This is a genomic window from Kitasatospora sp. MBT66 (assembly GCF_000710405.2).
GTDB lineage: Bacteria > Actinomycetota > Actinomycetes > Streptomycetales > Streptomycetaceae > Kitasatospora > Kitasatospora purpeofusca.
In genome coordinates this window covers 30,683-46,030 of record NZ_JAIY01000010.1, presented here as the reverse complement: position 1 = coordinate 46,030, position 15,348 = coordinate 30,683, and the positions used below count along the sequence as shown (strand labels likewise).

The following is a 15,348-nucleotide window of genomic DNA, read 5'->3' as shown; positions in this document are numbered from 1 at the left end:
GCCGTTGCCAACCGATGTAGCGTGGCGCTTCATGGTCATCACCTTCGAGCTGGGCGTCGAGGACCTCGCGGACACCCGTTTCGCCCTCTCGCCGCTGAACGAGACCGTGCTCAGCCTGCGGGTCCTGCGCGAACCGGGCCTGTCGGCGGTGCACCTGCCCTGGCGGCGGTCCGTACTCCGGTCCCTCGGCGAACTCGACGGCTTCGACAGCGGGTTGCTGCTCTCCCTGGTCGCCTCACGGCGGACCGTGCCGGACTTCCTCACCCCCCGTCCGGAGGCCTTCGCGCCGACCTTCGAGGAGGAGTTGGCCGTCGTCCGCCGCACCGCCCCCGCGCTGGTCCGGCGGGACCTGCTGGAGACCCACCTCCCCGATCCGCCGCCCGAACCCCTGCGCACCGCGCTCGACCGCGCCGGCGACGCGGCCGTCCGCCGCCTGCGCGACGCGCTGTGCGAACTCCTGCGGCGTTACTGGGAGATCGCGCTGCGCCCGGAGTGGCCGGGGATGCGGCTGCTGCTGGAGGCCGACATGACCTACCGCGCCCGCCGGCTCGCCCTCGGCGGCGCCCGCCTGCTGTTCGCCGACATGCACCCCTCGCTGCGCTGGCACCGGGGCGTCCTGCACATCGGCGACATGATCGGCCGGCACCATGTCCTCGCCTCCGGGCGGGGGTTGCTGCTCCTGCCGTCCGTGTTCGCCCACAAGCCGGCGCCGCCGCTCAGTCCGGACGGCGCGCCCACGCTGGCGTATCCCTGCCGGGGTGTGGCGACCCTCTGGTCCCGCCCGCCCGTCGTCGAGGCCCCGGCGCTCACCGCGCTGGTCGGGGCGGCCAAGGCGAGGCTGCTGACCATGTTGGGCGAGCCGCTGGCCACCGTCGAACTCGCGCGGCGGCTGCGGGTCACGCCGAGTGCCGTCTCGCAGCACCTGCGGGTGCTGCACGCCAACGGCCTGGTCGCCCGGACCCGGGACGGGCGGCAGGTGCTCTACCGGCGGACGGCGTTGGGGGACCGGCTGGCTGGTGGGGCGGGGGAGTAGGCGGTCGGTGGGGCGGTAGGTCGGCGGGGTGGCCGGGTGGCCGCCCCGCCGACCTACCGGTTCAGTGCGGGGCGGGCGAGGTCGAGAGCGTGGCCGGGTCGGTGTTGGCGCCGCACAGGATGACGCAGACCTTCTCGCCGTCGGCGGGGCGGTAGCCGTAGGTGCCGTCGGCGCTGTCGGTGCCGACAGCGCCGACGGTCCCGTCGTCGGTGAGCAGGGCGGCGAAGGCGGTGGCGGCGCCGTGCTCGACCAGGATCCGGCGGTCCTCCCAGAGTTCCCGGCGGGCCCGGACGATCGCCTCGTCCGGCACGAGCACCGAACGGGCGCCGGTGACGTCTCCCTCCGGCCGGGCGGCGTCCACAGCCAGGGCGGTCGCCCGGCGGGCGCCGAGCGAGTCGCCGGCGACCGAGTCCACCGTGACGTCCACCGGCCGGCCCGCCGCGAGGGCGGCGTGCAGCGCCCGCGAGTGCTCCGGCTCGACCGCCACCGCGCGGATCCCGTGCTGCCGGGCGGCCGTGGCCACACCCGCGAACAGCCCGCCGCCACCGACCGCGACCAGCACGGTGTCCAGGCCGGGCACCCGCGCGTGGATCTCCTCCATCAGGGTGCCCGCGCCCGCCGCGATCAGCGGATGGTCGTAGGCGTGGCTCGCCAGCGCGCCGCTGCTCGCGGCGAACTCCTCGCAGGCCGCCAGCGCCTCGGCGTACTCGGTGCCGACCAGCCGGACGTCCGCCCCGTACGAGCGCAGCCGGGCGATCTTCACCTGCGGAGCGTTGGCCGGCAGGAACACGGTCGCCCGCACCCCCTGACGGAGCGCGGCCCACGCGCACGCCAGCCCGGCGTTGCCGCCGGAGGCGATGGTGACGCCCGCGTCCGGCAGGGTCCCGGCCTCCCGGTGGGCCCGGAGGAAGTTCTGCGCGCCGCGCGCCTTGAACGACCCGGTGTGCTGGAGGTACTCCAGGGCAAGCCACAGCTCGGCGCCCTCGGTGCGCCCAGAACCCCCGGTGTCCCCGAGGCCCTCGGCGGGCGCGACCGCCACCGGCCGGACGTGGCCGGCGATCCGCTCCGCCGCCGCCTTGATGTCGTCGTAGCCGAGCTGGTGTCGCATGGTGCCGCCTCCAGGGATCCGCGTTCCGGTACGGCGTACCGTACGCTGTGCCGCATGCCCCGGCAATCCGCCTCCCTCGACCGCGCCACGCCCGAACGCATCGCGGTCGCCGCCCTGTCCGTCGTCGACGGTCAGGGCCCGTCCGCCCTCAGCTTCCGGACGCTCGCGGCCCACCTGGACATCTCGGTGGCCTCGCTCCAGCGCCGCTGCACCGATTTGGCGGGCCTGCTCGACCTGGTCACCGACCACCTCGCCGAACGGCTGCCGGAGATCGCGCCCGGCACCGCCTGGGCCGACGCCACCGAGACCCGGTTCACCGCGCTGTACCGGCTGCTGACCGCCCACCCCGGGCTCGTAGCCCTGCGCGGCAGCCGCCCCTGGCTGGGCCGGAACCTGCTGGCCCGGCTGGTGGAACCGCAGCTCGCCGACAGCATGGCGGCCGGGATGACCGCGGAGGAGGCGATCACCGCGTACCGGCGGATGTACCTGCTCACCCTCGGCAGCGCGAGCTTCGTCGACCACCGCGACCCCGCCGCGACCCGGGCCGCGACCCGCACCGCGCTGGCCGCGCTCGACCCGGACACCTATCCCGTGCTGAGCGGCCGGCTTGCCGAGATCGTGCCTGTCGTGACCGACCACGAGGTGTACTACGGGGCGCTGCGCCAGCTGATCCGGGCCGCCATGCCCTCGCCGGCCGCGTCCGGCGGCTGGCGGCTGACGGCTGACGGCTGACGGCTGACGGCTGACCGGTGCCCGGTGCCCGGAAGGGCAGTGGTGTTCTTCCCCATGGGCCTTTCCGTCACCGGTCCTGGTGCGGAGCAGCCTGTCCGATCCGGCGCGCGCAGGCATTCCGAGCGCCGGTCCGCCCCCCCGCCGTCGACGAGGGTGCTCCGCGCGGTCTGCCCGACCTGCCCTATCTGCGTGCCGGAGTGCCTAATCGGCGTCGGACCTGGGAATATCCTTCGAACCGTACGAGAACGAAGAACTGTACGAGAACGAGAACCAAGGGTGGGCGACATGATCGGTGCGGTGCTGATCGGCGTACTGGCACTCGTCGTCGGGGGCTGTGTCTGCGTGGTGTGGGCCGACCGCGGTGGTCCCCGGTGGACGCGCGCCGTGGCGGCGGCCACCGTCGGTGCGGGTCGGGCGGTGCGGAGCTACCAGAAGGCCCAGAGCCGGAAGGGCAACAATGGTTCCGAGACCCTCGGCGGCGGTGACGCGGGGTAGGTGCGTGGCCGTGGTTCGCGGCGCATTCGGTTTTCACTGGTGCCCCCTGCCGATCGGCAGGGGGCACCAGTGCGTCGGGCGAGGCGGAAATGTGCCGATCGGTACAGGCGGACGGGGGTGGAGGAGGGGCAGGCTGTGGGACGTCGGGCTGCCGGTGGGGCGGCCCTGGAAATGAGGTCCCGTGGTCGACCACCTCTCCCGCCGGGTTGCGGGCGCCGAGCTGCTGCGCCGCCTGCTTCCGTCGGCCGTCCGTGAGTTGCTGAGCGCCGTCGCCATCGCCGTCCGCCGCGCGTTCCGTTCCACCAGTCGCCCCGGTGAGACGTCGCGTGCCGTGCCCCGGAGCACGGCCTCAGCGGTTGCCCTCGACGCGCTCGACCCGGACGACGATCGTCCGCCAGAGCCAGCCCACCGAGAGCGGCAGCGACACCAGGCCGAGGCCGACGGCGCCGCGCATCCGGTTGCCCGCGACGCCGCCGCAGTTACCGGTGGCCCGAGAGTCGTCGAAGGCGTCGTAGAACACCGGCGAACCGCAGTGCACCGTCGTGCCGTTCCGGTACTCGTGCGAGGCCGGGACGAAGGCCATCCCGATCGCCCACAACCAGGCGGCCAGCGCCAGCAGCCCCAGCGCGTGCACTCCCCACCCCCGCGAACGCTCGGCGCGCCGCCACGCCCGCTCGTCACGTTCCCTCAGGTACTCCCCGACGTCCATGCCGTTCCCCCACTCCGATGCGATCGACGGTCGGGGGAGAGCATCCCAGGCCGCGTCATCCCGCTTCCCTTCCCCCTCCTTTCCCCCTCCCTTCCCCTCCCTGCTTCGCGCCGGAAGTCGGCGTCACCGACTTCCCACTCCGGTACGGCGGTCGGCCGTGACGCCGCTACCGGGGCCTCGTTGCGCCGGGCGTGAAGACGACCCGCGCCCTCGCCCTCCTCGCGACCACGCTGCTCACCACCGGCCTCGCTAGCGCCACCGGCCCCCTCGGCAGCGCCGCCACCCCCTCACCCACCACCGTCCTCGCCCCTGGGACGAGCGCCCCGGGTATGAGCGCCCTGGGTACGAGCCTGCGCCTCACCGTCGCCCACGGTGAGACCCCCTCCAGCGGAACGCCCCGCACCGTCACCCTCGAATGCCCGCCCTACGGCGGCACCGCCACCACCCACCCCGACCCGGCTACCGCCTGCCGTCTGGTCGACTCCGTGAACGGGGACCTCAACCGGCTCGACGTCGACCCAGGTGTCTGCACCGACCAGTACGACCCCTACACCGCCACCGCCTCCGGCACCTACCGGGGGCACCCGGTCTCCTTCCGGCACACCTACGGCAACCACTGCGTCCTGCTCCGCACCACGGGCGCGGTCTTCGACTTCTGAACTCCCTGACCCCGGCCGCCCCCGGGCGTCCGGGGTCACTCGAATACCCGTGCGCGAACCGAGTGATCGTTCTGCTTCAATGTCTCGTCCCCGTTGAGGCGTGCGAGATCCCTGCCGCCCGGGACGGGGGTTCGACGAGATGGGGGAAGCATGTTCACGAGACGACGGGGCTCCGGACCCGGCGTGAGGTCGGGCCGCTGGGCGGTTCTCGCCGTGGTGGCCGGTCTGACGCTGTTCCCGGGCCTGGCGACGGCGGCCGTGGCCGCCGGCCCCGCGACGGCTCCGGCGACGGCTCCGGCGACGGCTCCGGCGGCCGCAGCAGCGGCCCCGGCCGCCCCGGCCGCACCGGGAGAGACCACGGCCAAGCTGGCCGGCGGCGCGCTCCCCGACCAGCAGGACCTCGCCGGAGCCTTCGTCCCCAGCGGCCCGACCCGGCTGCTGGACACCCGCGACGGCACCGGCACCGGCGGCGACGTCCGGCCCGTGGGCCAGAGCCCGTTGATCCTGGACGTCTCCGACGTGTCCGGCAACCCCTCGGTCAGGCCGACCGCGGTGGTCCTCAACGTCACCGTCACCAATCCGACCGGTGACAGCTACCTGGCGGTCTACGCGCCCGGCGGGGTCCGCCCCACCACCTCCAACCTGAACTTCTCGCCCGGCCAGACCGTGCCCAACCAGGTCACCGTCCCGGTCGGCTCCGACGGCCGGGTGGCCTTCTTCAACCACGTCGGTACCACCGACGTCATCGCCGACCTCGCCGGCTACTTCACCCTCGACAAGGCCGCGTCGACCTTCGTCGCCAACGGCCCGACCCGTCTGCTGGACACCCGTGACGGCACCGGCACCGGCGGCGTGAAGGCCCAGGTGGGCGACAACGCGAGCATCGGACTGCAGGTCTCGGGCGTCGCGGGCGTGCCGGCCCGGAACGTCTCCGCGGTGGTCCTCAACGTCACGGTGACCGGGCCGACCGCCGAGAGCTTCCTGACGGTCTACCCGAACGGCAACGCCGTCCCCTCGGCCTCGAACCTGAACTTCTCGGCCGGTCAGACGGTGCCGAACCTGGTCACCGTGCCGGTCGGCCCGGACGGCAAGGTCGCGTTCTACAACCACGTCGGCTCCATCGACGTCGTCGCCGACCTCGCCGGCTACTACGTCTCCGGCGAGCCCCGGACCGGCGGCGTGTTCCGGACGCTGGGGACGCCGAAGCGGTTGCTGGACACCCGTGAGGGCATCGGCACCGGCGGCGTGAAGGCCCAGGTGGGCGACAACGCCAGCATCGGGCTGCAGGTCGCGGGCGTCTCGGAGGTCCCGTCCCGGAGCGTCACCGCCGTCGTTCTCAACGTCACGGTCACCGAGCCGACCGCTGAGAGCTTCGTCTCCGTCTACCCGAGCGGAAGGAACGTTCCCTCCGCGTCCAACCTGAACTTTTCGGCCGGTCAGACGGTGCCGAACCTGGTCACGGTGCCGGTCGGCGCGGACGGCAAGGTGGCGTTCTACAACCACGTCGGCTCCACCGACGTGGTCGCGGACGTCTTCGGCTACTTCAGCGCGGGCGACCGGCTGGGCCTGTCCGCCCTGAGCTTCTCCCAGCCGACCGTCGACGCCTCCACCGGGACGGCCGCGGTCACCGTCACCTGGACCGTGACCGCCTCCGACCCGGACGCTCGCCAGAACGGCGGCACGATCGTCATCCGCCAGCAGGGCGACGCGCCGGACACCTACGTCGGCCAGAGGCGCGTGGTCCCCTTCCTCCAGGGAAGCAGCGGCTACGGGGCCGACTTCGTCTCCGGCAACGCGGCGAGCGCCACCTACTCGTACCGCTTCGCCGTGCCGCGCTACGCGGGCGCCGCCACCGCGAAGTGGGCGGTCTCGCTGGTGACGGTCCACGAGATCCAGACCCAGCAGCGCCAGGTGCTGGCCGGATCCGCCCTGGGCGGCTTCGGGAACGTCCTCACCGCGACCTCGCAGGTCTCGACGACGACGGCGCTCCAGCCGACCGTGTCGACCGTCTACACCGGGCGCCCCGCCTACGTGTTCACGGGCGACAACGCCTACGTGCGCTACGACCTCGGCATCCAGGAGCAGCAGTCGGGCTTCTGGAAGGGCACGCTGCAGCTGGCCGGACCCGGCGGTGCCATGCTCACCGGGTCGTTCGAGAATTCCACCTACAACGGGCAGCTCTACTCGACCTGCCAGCACGACGCCACCTACCCGACCTGCTACGTCCTGGTACTGATTCCCTCCACGGCACCGGCCGGGACGTGGAGCGTCTCCGCGGTGACGCTCACCAACAACGCGGGCCAGTCCAAGTCCTTCCGCGGGCTCAACGCCCCGCTGATCACCGTCACGTCCAACGGGACCGTCCAGGCCGGCGGGTTCACCGCGACGCCGAACGAGCTCAACACCTGGACGGGGCCCGCCGCGTTCAAGGTGTCGATGAACGTGTGGGGCGCACATGGGGGCGTCCGTTCGATCCAGTTGTTCTGGACCGGCCCGTGCGGTGCCTCGTCGACGATCCCGACCCGGGAGCCGGACGGCAGCTACTCGGTCCCGGCCGCGCTCGGCCAGTCCAACAACGGTTCGCCGTCCGGCTGTGCCCTCACCGGGGCGGCTGTAACGGACGGCGCCGGGAACGTGGCCCTCTACGGTTCGGACTTCTCCGCACCGGGCATCGGCGTGCAGGTCCGGGGCGTCGGGAACACCACGCCGCCGACGGTGACTTCGGCGGCGCTGAACGTCACCAGCATCCCGCAGAGCCAGGCGCTCAACCGTTCCTTCGTGGTGTACGCGCAGGTGGTCGCTCCCGTCGCCCCGGTCAACGGGTACTGGTGCTACCTGTACGACAGCACGGGCAAGGTCGTGGGTCGGAATTTCAGTGGCACGACCGTTGGCCCGGACGGGAAGGCCATGCTTTTCGTCCCCGTCCCGTACGGGATCGCGGTGGGCACCTACACCGTCGGTTTCGAGGTCAGCGACGCCAGCTGGCTGACCACCGGCTACGGCACCCCGGGCGGGCAGCTCGTCCCGGGTGGACCGCTCACGCTGGAGATCACCGAGGGGTGACCTCCGGCGAGAGCCCCGGCAATGGCTGACTCTGGCTGCCCGCTACGACGCGTCGTAGCGGGCAGCCAGCTTTCGTACGGTGGCGGCGATGCGTTCCCGCAGCGCCGCCGGTGCCAGCACCTCGACGTCCGCGCCCAGGCGGAGGAACTCCCCGTGCGCGTGCTCGACCGACTCGATCGGCACCCGGGCCTCCGTCCACTCATCACCACCCGAACGTGTGAGGCCGAGACGCCGCGCGCCCTCCGACGTCACCCGGACGAGTGCCTCGCCGGTGTGCAAGCGGGCCCGGAAGTCGGCCACATACGCGCGCCAGTGGGCGCCGAGGTCGAACCCGGCGGGCGGCGCGGTGCCGGCTTCCTCCTCCAGGAGTCGCAGCCCGAGGATCTGGTCGACGCGGTACGTCCGCAGCCCGGACGCCCCGCCCGCGACCAGGTACCAGCGCCCGGCCTTCAGCACCAGCCCGTACGGCTCGACCCGCCGCTCGATCTCCTCCGGCGCCCGCCAACGCCGGTAGCGCAGCAGCACCGCCCGCCGCTCCCAGACAGCGGTGGCGACGGCCCCGAGGTGCGGGTGCGGCGCGCGGTCGGCGTCGCCGTACCAGCCGGGCGCGTCGAGCAGGAAGCGCTGCCGGATCCGTCCGGCGTGCTCCCGCAGGGCGGCGGGGAGCGCCGCGTCCAGCTTCAGCCGGGCGGTCGCGAGGGCCTCCCCGAGCCCGAGTTGGGCGGCGGCCTCGGGCAGCGCGGCGAGGAAGGCGGCCTGCGCCTCGTCGCCGGTGAGCCCGGTGAGGCGGGTCCGGTAGCCGTCGAGCAGCCGGTAGCCGCCGGCGTGCCCGGCGTCCCCGTAGAGCGGGATCCCGGCGGCGGCGAGGGCCTCGACGTCCCGGTAGACGGTCCGGACGGAGACCTCCAGCTCCTCGGCGAGCTGCCGGGCGGTCATCCGGCCCCGGTTCTGGAGCAGGAGCAGCAGGGTGACGAGTCGGCTCGCGCGCATGGCGTCGAGTATCCGCGACTTCACTGACAGAGGATGTCAGTGGAGTGTCCATAACCTGCGGCGCATGAACGATTTCGACTTCCTCCACGGCTCCTGGGACGTGGCCAACCGCCGTCTCGCCGCACCGCTGACCCCCGGCTCCGAGGTGTGGGAGGAGTTCCCGGGGCGGTCGGTGGTCCGGCCGCTGTTCGGGGGCGCCGGCAACATCGACGAGATCACTTTCCCCACCCTCGGCGGCCGCCAGGGAGTGACCCTGCGCTTGTTCGACCGGGAGGCCGGGCAGTGGTCGATCTATTGGTCCAGCAGCCGGACCGGCCGGCTCGACCCGCCCGTGGTCGGCGGCTTCGCCGGGGACCGGGGCGACTTCTACGGCGAGGACGCGTACGAGGGGCGGCCGATCCGGGTGCACTTCACCTGGCACCGGCTCGGCCCGGACGCGGCGCGCTGGGAGCAGGAGTTCTCGACGGACGGGGGAGTGACGTGGGAGCTCAACTGGGTCATGGACTTCACCCGCACCGGACCGGCGGTGGGCAGCCTGTGAGCGTCTCGCGCATCGTCGAACTCCGCCGTTACACCCTGCACCCGGGAGCGCGGGACACCCTGATCGAGCTGTTCGAGCGCGAGTTCGTGACCGGGCAGGAGGCGGTCGGGATCGCGGTGGGCGGCCGGTTCCGCGACCTGGACGACCCGGACCGCTTCGTCTGGATGCGGTCCTTCCCCGACATGGCGGGCCGTCGGCGCTCCCTGGAGGCGTTCTACGGCGGCCCGGTGTGGCGTCGGCACCGCGATGCGGCGAACGCGACGATGCTCGACAGCGACGACGTATTCCTGCTGCGCGGCCCGGGCTTCGCCGCCGTGGACGCGGACGTGGCCGTCTCCGTCTGCCACCCCCAGGACGCGGCCACCTTCGACGCGTACGCCGCTCAGCACCTGGACCCGTCCCACGCCCTCCACCGCACCGAGCACGCGCCGAACGACTTCCCGGCCCTCCCCGTCCGCGCGGGCGAGGACGTCCGGGTGTGGTTCAACGGCCCTGCGGAGCCTCCCCCGTGGCCGTCGGAGCGGCTGCGCCTGGCGAGGGTATGACACGACGGCGGAGCGGGAAGTCGGTGGATCCGACTTCCCACTCCGCCGTTTGTTGTTCCGTCAGACCGTGAAGTCCGGAGCCTGCGCCTCGATCGCCTTGACGAAGGCGGTCCACTCGGCGCGGTCGAACGCGAGGTGCGGCCGCTCGGGGTTCTTGTCGTCACCGAGCCAGACATCGCCGTTGGGGAAGCGGGCGACGATCACACAGTTGCCGTTGCTCTCCCCGGAGAAGGGGGACTTGGACCAGGCCGCCTCAGCGGGATTGTGGTCGTAGGGGTCGTGCTTCTCGCTCACGTGATCTCTTCCAACTTGCGTTCAAGGGCACTGATGGTGTCGGCAGGCGACAGGGCGAACCGCTTCAAGCGGCTGAAAGCCCGCTCGGCTCGTCGAACATCTCGTCCCGATCTACGCGGGAGCATACCGCCGACAGCCTCGGTGAAGACAAAGCCGCCATCCGGCTCATCGGGGAACCGCAGAAGCGTGAGTCCTGAGACGAGGATGCCGGGTCTCCCTGCGCTCAACGGCACCATCCGTACCGTCACATTGGGATATTCGGAGACCTTGAGGACGTGGCGGATCTGCTCGGCGAGGATCTCCTCATCGCCGGCTACCAGGAGCGCGACCTCGCCGAAGTAGACCTCCAGGTCGAGCCTGGGCTCATCAGTGAGGCGACGTTGGCGCAGTATCCGGATCTCGGCTGCAGCTTCGTTCTGATCTTCACTCAGGCCGTCGAGACCTGCAGAGATCATCTCGCGCGCGTAGTCCGGCGTCTGCAGGAGTCCCGGGAAGGCGGAGTGGTAGTAGTCGAGCATGTGTGTGGCCGCAGCTTCGAGGCCGAGGAACTCGCCGAACGCGGCGCTGATCGTCTCGGCGAACTCATGGTCCTGCCACCAGTTCCGGTCCGGCCCGTCGCCAATGAGGTCCTCGATCTCAGCGCGGTCCGTGCCGGTGATGCCGCAGTGATCGAGTAGCCGATTGAGATCGGCTGCGTCGACAGGGACCTTCCCGTGCTCGACTCTGCTCAAGCGACCAGGGTTCCAGCCCTTCAGACCCCTCGTCATGTCGATCTGGGTCTTGTTGTTCTCCACTCGCCAGGCGCGCAACTCCTCCCCGAGCCGGATCCTCCGGAGCGTGGACCTGTCCATGGACAAGAGCTGTCCCTCCCTGTAGGCGTTCGCAACCAGTCTGTCCATGAGGGCGGCAAGGCTCAAGCCGGACTCATGATCAACTAATTTATTTTTAGCTTTCCTAGTTCGGGTTGCAAATTCGATTCAGGTTGCCCCACACTCAACGTGACCGACCGGACACGCTCCTGAAGGGGCTCCTCCATGTCCACTCCGGGTATGCCTGCCTTCCGCACCTGGGAGGCCCAACTCGCCGATCACAGCACCTCGGTGCGCGCCGCCCGTCGCGGTATCCGCGACCAACTGACCTCCTGGGGGTGGTCGGGCGAACGGGTCGACGACCTCGTCCTCATCGCCTCCGAACTGGTCACCAACGCCGTCGTCCACGCCTGCGCCGGACACGGTGAAGTCCGGCTCCACCTCCAGGAGTTCGACGGCGACTGCCGGCTCGAAGTCTGGGACCCCCGGCACGACCTGCCGCTGCACTCCCGCACACCGCGCCGCTTCAGTGAATGCGGGCGCGGCATCGACCTGGTCCGCCAACTCGCCTTCGACTTCGGGGTCGTCACCCGCAAGGGGGCCGGAAAGCGGGTCTGGGTCCGGATGCTGCTCGACCCCGCCGCCACCCCACCACCGCTCGCTGGTTGAACTCCGAAGGACCCGACCCCATGCACCCCGCCGCCATCGCCTTCCAGGACCCCGCCCGCCTGCACGCGCGCTGCGAGATCTCCGGCGTCCGCCGCTTCACCCTCCGACCGGGGTACGAGACCACCGTCGTCGTCCCGGACGAGGTCTGGGAACCACTGCCGGACGGCTACCCGGAGCGGTTCGCGCCGAGCATCTTCACCCGGGACAGCGGTCTCGTCGAACTCTTCCGTCTGCCCGACACCGTCTTCGACGTCCCGACCGCCACCGCCCTCGTCGAGATGCTCGGCGACGCTTTCCCGATCACCCTGGGTGAAACCACCGACCCGGCGGGGCTCCCGTCCACCCACACCCCCCCGACACCGGCCTCCGTCTCGGCCTGCACGTCGACAACCACCAGCCCCTCCCGTACCCCTCCCGCGAGACGGCCCGCCGACGCCTCTGCGTGAACCTCGGTCCGGGGAGCCGGCACCTCCTCCTCGCCACCACGGACATCAAATCCGTCTGCCGCACCGTCCACGCCGACTACGCGACCCACACCCCGACCACGGCCGACCTGCGCCTCTACGTCACCCTCCGCAGGCCCGTGCACGCCCTCCGGCTGCGCATCGACCCGGGGGAGGGGTGGATCGCACCGACCGCCGTCCTCCCGTACGACGAGTCGACGGCCGACCTGCCGCTCCCCTCCGTGACCGCCTCCTGGCTCGGCCACTGGGACCGCGGCCTCTTCCCGCCCCTGATCTGATCCCCCTCCCTCCCCTTCTGTGTCAGGCTGGAGGGTGCACGACCGAGGTCGGGAGGCTTTCGATGGCCGAGATCAGGGTGAACGGCGTGTCGCTGTACTACGAGACCCGGGGCGCCGGGCCGGGAGTGGTGCTGGTGCACGGTTCCTGGACGGACGCCGACAGCTGGGTGCGGGTACTCCCGGGGCTCGCCGAGGAGACCACCGTCGTCTCCTACGACCGCCGCGGGCACAGCCGCAGCGAGGACCTGCTCACCCAGGGTTCCGTGTACGAGGACGCGGCCGACCTCGCCGGCCTGATCGTCGGACTCGGCCTCGCGCCCGCCTACGTCTGCGGCGACTCCTACGGCGGCCTGATCGCCCTCCGCCTCGCCGCCGCCCGCCCCGACCTGCTGCGCGGCGTGACCGTCCACGAACCGCCCGCGACCGGCACCCTTCTCGCCGACCCGGAACTCCGCCCCCTCGGCGTCGCCTTCGCCGAACGCATCTCGGCGGTCCGCGAACTCCTCGAACAGGCCGAATCAGCGGCCGCGGCCGAGCTCTACACCAACACCATCGCCTTCGGCCCGGGCGCCTGGGACCAACTCCCCGCCCCGGTCCGTCACACCTACATCCGCAACGCCCCGACCTACCTCGACGAACTCCGCGACCCGGACGCCCTCGACCTCGACCTCACCGCCCTCAACCGCTTCACCGAGCGCGTCCTCCTCACCCAGAGCGACGACAGCGCCCCCATGTACGGCGAGATCCTCGACCTGATCGACCTCTCCCTCCCCAAACCCGAACGCCACGTCTACCCCCACGCCGGCCACACCCCCCACCTCTCCGAACCCGAACGCTGGATCCGCACCACCCTCCCCCACGCCCTGAACTGAACACCCCACCCGGATAGGCTGCTTCACCAGGCCGACCGGAGGGGGAAGCATGGCGGCGCGCTCTGTCCTGTCCGTACGTTCTTCATGCGCACTCGCGATCTCGGCACTGCTGGCGAGCGGCTGTTCGGCCGGAGGCTCGTCCTTCGAAGCCTCCCAGAACGACATCATCGGGACCTGGAGCAACCCGAAGGGCACCCACCTCGTGATCGACCGGGGAGGCACCTTCCGCGCGGAGAACCTCACAAAGGCCGTCCCGGTACAGGACGGATGCGCCCAAGCCCTCTCCAGCGGGAAGTGGCTCCTGCTGGCCGACACCACCAATGTGGCCCGAACGAGCGACCCACAGGGCTCGACCCTCGACCTGCTCCCCACCAACAGGGCTGAGACGCTCGCCTGCTCCGTGCTGGCAACCATCGCCAAGGACTCCACCGGCATCAACCTCTGTCTGGTCGAGGACGAGGACCAGACCTGCACCGGTGGAGACCTGCTGCGAAAGGCCCCGCCCGGCCGAGGCTGACCGTCCCGAACTCCTCCTCGATGGATCCGACATGAAATCGACTGTGCCGCAATCCCGCCGAGGTCGGATCGCCGCCATCGGGTCGCTGCTGATCGTCCTGCTGGGCCTGTCGATCTGGAACCTTCCCCTCGCCACACAATGGCGAGCGAGCGACGTCGGCGAGAGCCTGCTGCTCCAGTCCCCGCCGATGGCGGCGACCTGGGAGCGGAAGCCGGACGAGGACCCCGGTGCGCCCTACATGCGCGGGCTGGACAGGCGCGTGGAACGCATGTTCGTGCAGGACAGTGCGGACCCCCTGACCGGCACCTTCATCCAGACGGTCATGGAGTTCGACTCTCCCACCTGGGCCTGGCTCGTCTTCCGTGCCGGCTCGCCGGACAGGCGCTACGCCCGGTACGGAGAGGTCGAACGACTCGACGGGTCCGGCGTCGCGGGAGCGGACGAGCAACACTTCTTCTGCGCCCACTTCGGCGGGGGCGAGTGCAACCGCTGGTACGCGTGGCTACGGTTCGGCCAATACCTGATCGAAGTTCAAGTCACCAGCAGGATGCTAGCAGCGACTTCGTCCGAGATGCTGAAGACCACAGTCGCCACGATAAAAAGTCCTAACAAAGGCGTTGGACGTGCCTGTGAGTGATCCGAGGAAGCCTTCGTGGATGTCGTCGCGCCGTCCCAGCGGATGCGAAGGCGGCCGAAGCCGTGGAGCCAGGCGATCGTGTCCTCGACGGTCCAGCGGTGGACGCCGAGTTCAGATCCACGGGGCACTCCGCGTCGGGCGATCACCGGCTTGATGCCCTGCTTCTATACCAGGCGTCAGCACTTGTCGTGGTCGTGGCCCCGGTCGGCGAGCAGGAGGTCCGGTCTGCGCCGTGGCTGGCCGACGCGGCAGGCTACGGCGGGGATCTTCGCGAGCAGGGGCAGCAGTTGGGCGACGTCGTTGCGGTTGCCGCCGGTCAGCGTTACAGCGAGCGGGGTTCAGTGCTGGTCGACGATTAGGTGGTGCTTGCGGCCCGGCCGCCCCCGGTCGACGGGTGAAGGTCCGGTGTGTGCCCCCCTTTGAGTGCCCTGACGTGCGAGCCGTCGATCGCGGCGTCGTCCATCTCCAGCAGGCCTGCCATCCGCAGCTCGGCGAGTAGGACCTCGTGGAGGCGCGCGGCCACACACCGGCCTTCGGTCTAGTTCCGCGGAAGCAATGGTGCTACCCGGCCCCACAGGTCATCAGACACAAGATGATCCAGCGCCTGTAGAACTCTGCCCTCTGAAGCCCTTGGCCGCTAAGCACTTGAACCGATCTCATTATGAAAGATCAGTAAGTCATGGTGGGTCGATTGGCTTGCCTTGCCGATCTCCCCCAAGGGAGGCGTTGCCTTTTCAATTTCATGGAGTTGGAGGCTGCTCGAATGCGAGAGGGCATAGCGATGGATGAAATTTTTTTTTATCATGATCCTCCGAGATGGAGTCCTGCAGAATAGCATTGGCGCCTTGTTTGGGCTTCGAAATTTCCTGGAGGTCTCGCCGGATCGGGAATTTTGGCGAGACCTCCAGATTGCCGCTGAATGAAGTTTCAGGA

At 70.8% G+C, this 15,348-nt stretch carries 18 protein-coding genes and 1 pseudogene; 13 read left to right on the top strand and 6 right to left on the bottom strand.

Annotation, left to right across the window (positions count from 1 at the left end; translation table 11 throughout):
• Window positions 1-31: 31 nt before the first annotated feature.
• A complete protein-coding gene (locus BI06_RS24800) occupies window positions 32-1,033 on the top strand; it encodes a helix-turn-helix transcriptional regulator (RefSeq protein WP_043471780.1) in 1,002 nt (333 codons plus the stop codon).
• A gap of 61 nt (window positions 1,034-1,094) precedes the next feature.
• Here the strand turns inward: BI06_RS24800 and BI06_RS24795 are convergent, their stop codons facing one another.
• The gene (locus BI06_RS24795) at window positions 1,095-2,141 is read right to left on the bottom strand and encodes a threonine/serine dehydratase (protein ID WP_043471778.1); all 1,047 of its coding nucleotides are present in this window, start codon (window positions 2,139-2,141) and stop codon (window positions 1,095-1,097) included.
• 54 nt (window positions 2,142-2,195) lie between these two features.
• Here BI06_RS24795 and BI06_RS24790 point away from each other — a divergent pair, with 54 nt between their 5' ends.
• Together BI06_RS24790 and BI06_RS24785 are read left to right on the top strand one after the other, a co-directional pair.
• Window positions 2,196-2,873, top strand: a complete 678-nt coding sequence (locus BI06_RS24790; RefSeq protein WP_043471776.1) for a TetR/AcrR family transcriptional regulator — start codon at window positions 2,196-2,198, stop codon at window positions 2,871-2,873.
• A gap of 285 nt (window positions 2,874-3,158) precedes the next feature.
• Window positions 3,159-3,368, top strand: a complete 210-nt coding sequence (locus BI06_RS24785) for a hypothetical protein (RefSeq protein ID WP_043472964.1) — start codon at window positions 3,159-3,161, stop codon at window positions 3,366-3,368.
• 349 nt (window positions 3,369-3,717) lie between these two features.
• On the opposite strand, the gene BI06_RS24780 is transcribed toward BI06_RS24785, so the two are convergent.
• Window positions 3,718-4,077 carry a hypothetical protein gene (locus tag BI06_RS24780; RefSeq protein WP_043471774.1) on the bottom strand — a complete coding sequence of 120 codons (360 nt, stop codon included), beginning with the start codon at window positions 4,075-4,077 and terminating at the stop codon, window positions 3,718-3,720.
• A 191-nt stretch (window positions 4,078-4,268) separates the two neighbouring features.
• Between BI06_RS24780 and BI06_RS24775 the strand changes: the two genes are divergently transcribed.
• Window positions 4,269-4,736 (top strand): SSI family serine proteinase inhibitor, encoded by a 468-nt coding sequence (locus BI06_RS24775; protein ID WP_043471772.1) that lies wholly within the window; start codon window positions 4,269-4,271, stop codon window positions 4,734-4,736.
• 150 nt (window positions 4,737-4,886) lie between these two features.
• Entirely contained in the window at window positions 4,887-7,799 is a 2,913-nt protein-coding gene (locus tag BI06_RS24770) for a hypothetical protein (RefSeq protein WP_158516462.1), read from the top strand.
• Window positions 7,800-7,841: 42 nt separating this feature from the next.
• Here BI06_RS24770 and BI06_RS24765 read toward each other — a convergent pair whose 3' ends face one another.
• Window positions 7,842-8,789, bottom strand: a complete 948-nt coding sequence (locus BI06_RS24765; protein ID WP_043471768.1) for a YafY family protein — start codon at window positions 8,787-8,789, stop codon at window positions 7,842-7,844.
• Between the two features lie 64 nt (window positions 8,790-8,853).
• Here BI06_RS24765 and BI06_RS24760 point away from each other — a divergent pair, with 64 nt between their 5' ends.
• Together BI06_RS24760 and BI06_RS24755 are read left to right on the top strand one after the other, a co-directional pair.
• Window positions 8,854-9,330, top strand: a complete 477-nt coding sequence (locus tag BI06_RS24760) for a hypothetical protein (RefSeq protein WP_043471766.1) — start codon at window positions 8,854-8,856, stop codon at window positions 9,328-9,330.
• Window positions 9,327-9,875, top strand: a complete 549-nt coding sequence (locus tag BI06_RS24755; RefSeq protein ID WP_107113401.1) for an NIPSNAP family protein — start codon at window positions 9,327-9,329, stop codon at window positions 9,873-9,875. The genes BI06_RS24760 and BI06_RS24755 overlap by 4 nt, the downstream gene beginning before the upstream one ends.
• 60 nt (window positions 9,876-9,935) lie before the next feature.
• Here the strand turns inward: BI06_RS24755 and BI06_RS24750 are convergent, their stop codons facing one another.
• Both BI06_RS24750 and BI06_RS24745 read right to left on the bottom strand, forming a co-directional pair.
• A complete protein-coding gene (locus BI06_RS24750) occupies window positions 9,936-10,169 on the bottom strand; it encodes a DUF397 domain-containing protein (protein WP_043471764.1) in 234 nt (77 codons plus the stop codon).
• Window positions 10,166-11,086, bottom strand: a complete 921-nt coding sequence (locus BI06_RS24745; protein WP_043471763.1) for a helix-turn-helix transcriptional regulator — start codon at window positions 11,084-11,086, stop codon at window positions 10,166-10,168. The genes BI06_RS24750 and BI06_RS24745 overlap by 4 nt, the downstream gene beginning before the upstream one ends.
• Window positions 11,087-11,203: 117 nt before the next feature.
• Between BI06_RS24745 and BI06_RS24740 the strand changes: the two genes are divergently transcribed.
• From BI06_RS24740 to BI06_RS49660, 6 genes are all read left to right on the top strand, one after another.
• A complete protein-coding gene (locus BI06_RS24740) occupies window positions 11,204-11,647 on the top strand; it encodes an ATP-binding protein (RefSeq protein WP_082558668.1) in 444 nt (147 codons plus the stop codon).
• A gap of 20 nt (window positions 11,648-11,667) precedes the next feature.
• On the top strand, window positions 11,668-12,093 hold the full coding sequence (locus tag BI06_RS24735) for a hypothetical protein (protein WP_043471762.1): 426 nt from the start codon (window positions 11,668-11,670) through the stop codon (window positions 12,091-12,093).
• A complete protein-coding gene (locus tag BI06_RS24730) occupies window positions 12,090-12,389 on the top strand; it encodes a hypothetical protein (RefSeq protein ID WP_043471759.1) in 300 nt (99 codons plus the stop codon). Before BI06_RS24735 ends, BI06_RS24730 begins: the two co-directional genes overlap by 4 nt.
• 62 nt (window positions 12,390-12,451) lie before the next feature.
• The gene (locus BI06_RS24725; RefSeq protein WP_043471757.1) at window positions 12,452-13,261 is read left to right on the top strand and encodes an alpha/beta fold hydrolase; all 810 of its coding nucleotides are present in this window, start codon (window positions 12,452-12,454) and stop codon (window positions 13,259-13,261) included.
• A 49-nt stretch (window positions 13,262-13,310) separates the two neighbouring features.
• On the top strand, window positions 13,311-13,778 hold the full coding sequence (locus BI06_RS24720; RefSeq protein ID WP_043471755.1) for a hypothetical protein: 468 nt from the start codon (window positions 13,311-13,313) through the stop codon (window positions 13,776-13,778).
• A gap of 31 nt (window positions 13,779-13,809) precedes the next feature.
• Window positions 13,810-14,415: a hypothetical protein gene (locus tag BI06_RS49660; protein WP_149030474.1), complete on the top strand. Its 606-nt coding sequence runs from the start codon at window positions 13,810-13,812 to the stop codon at window positions 14,413-14,415.
• Here BI06_RS49660 and BI06_RS52530 read toward each other — a convergent pair.
• Window positions 14,329-14,970, bottom strand: a pseudogene (locus BI06_RS52530) (IS5 family transposase); the annotation flags it as partial. The gene BI06_RS49660 and the pseudogene BI06_RS52530 overlap by 87 nt on opposite strands.
• Between the last annotated feature and the right edge of the window lie 378 nt (window positions 14,971-15,348).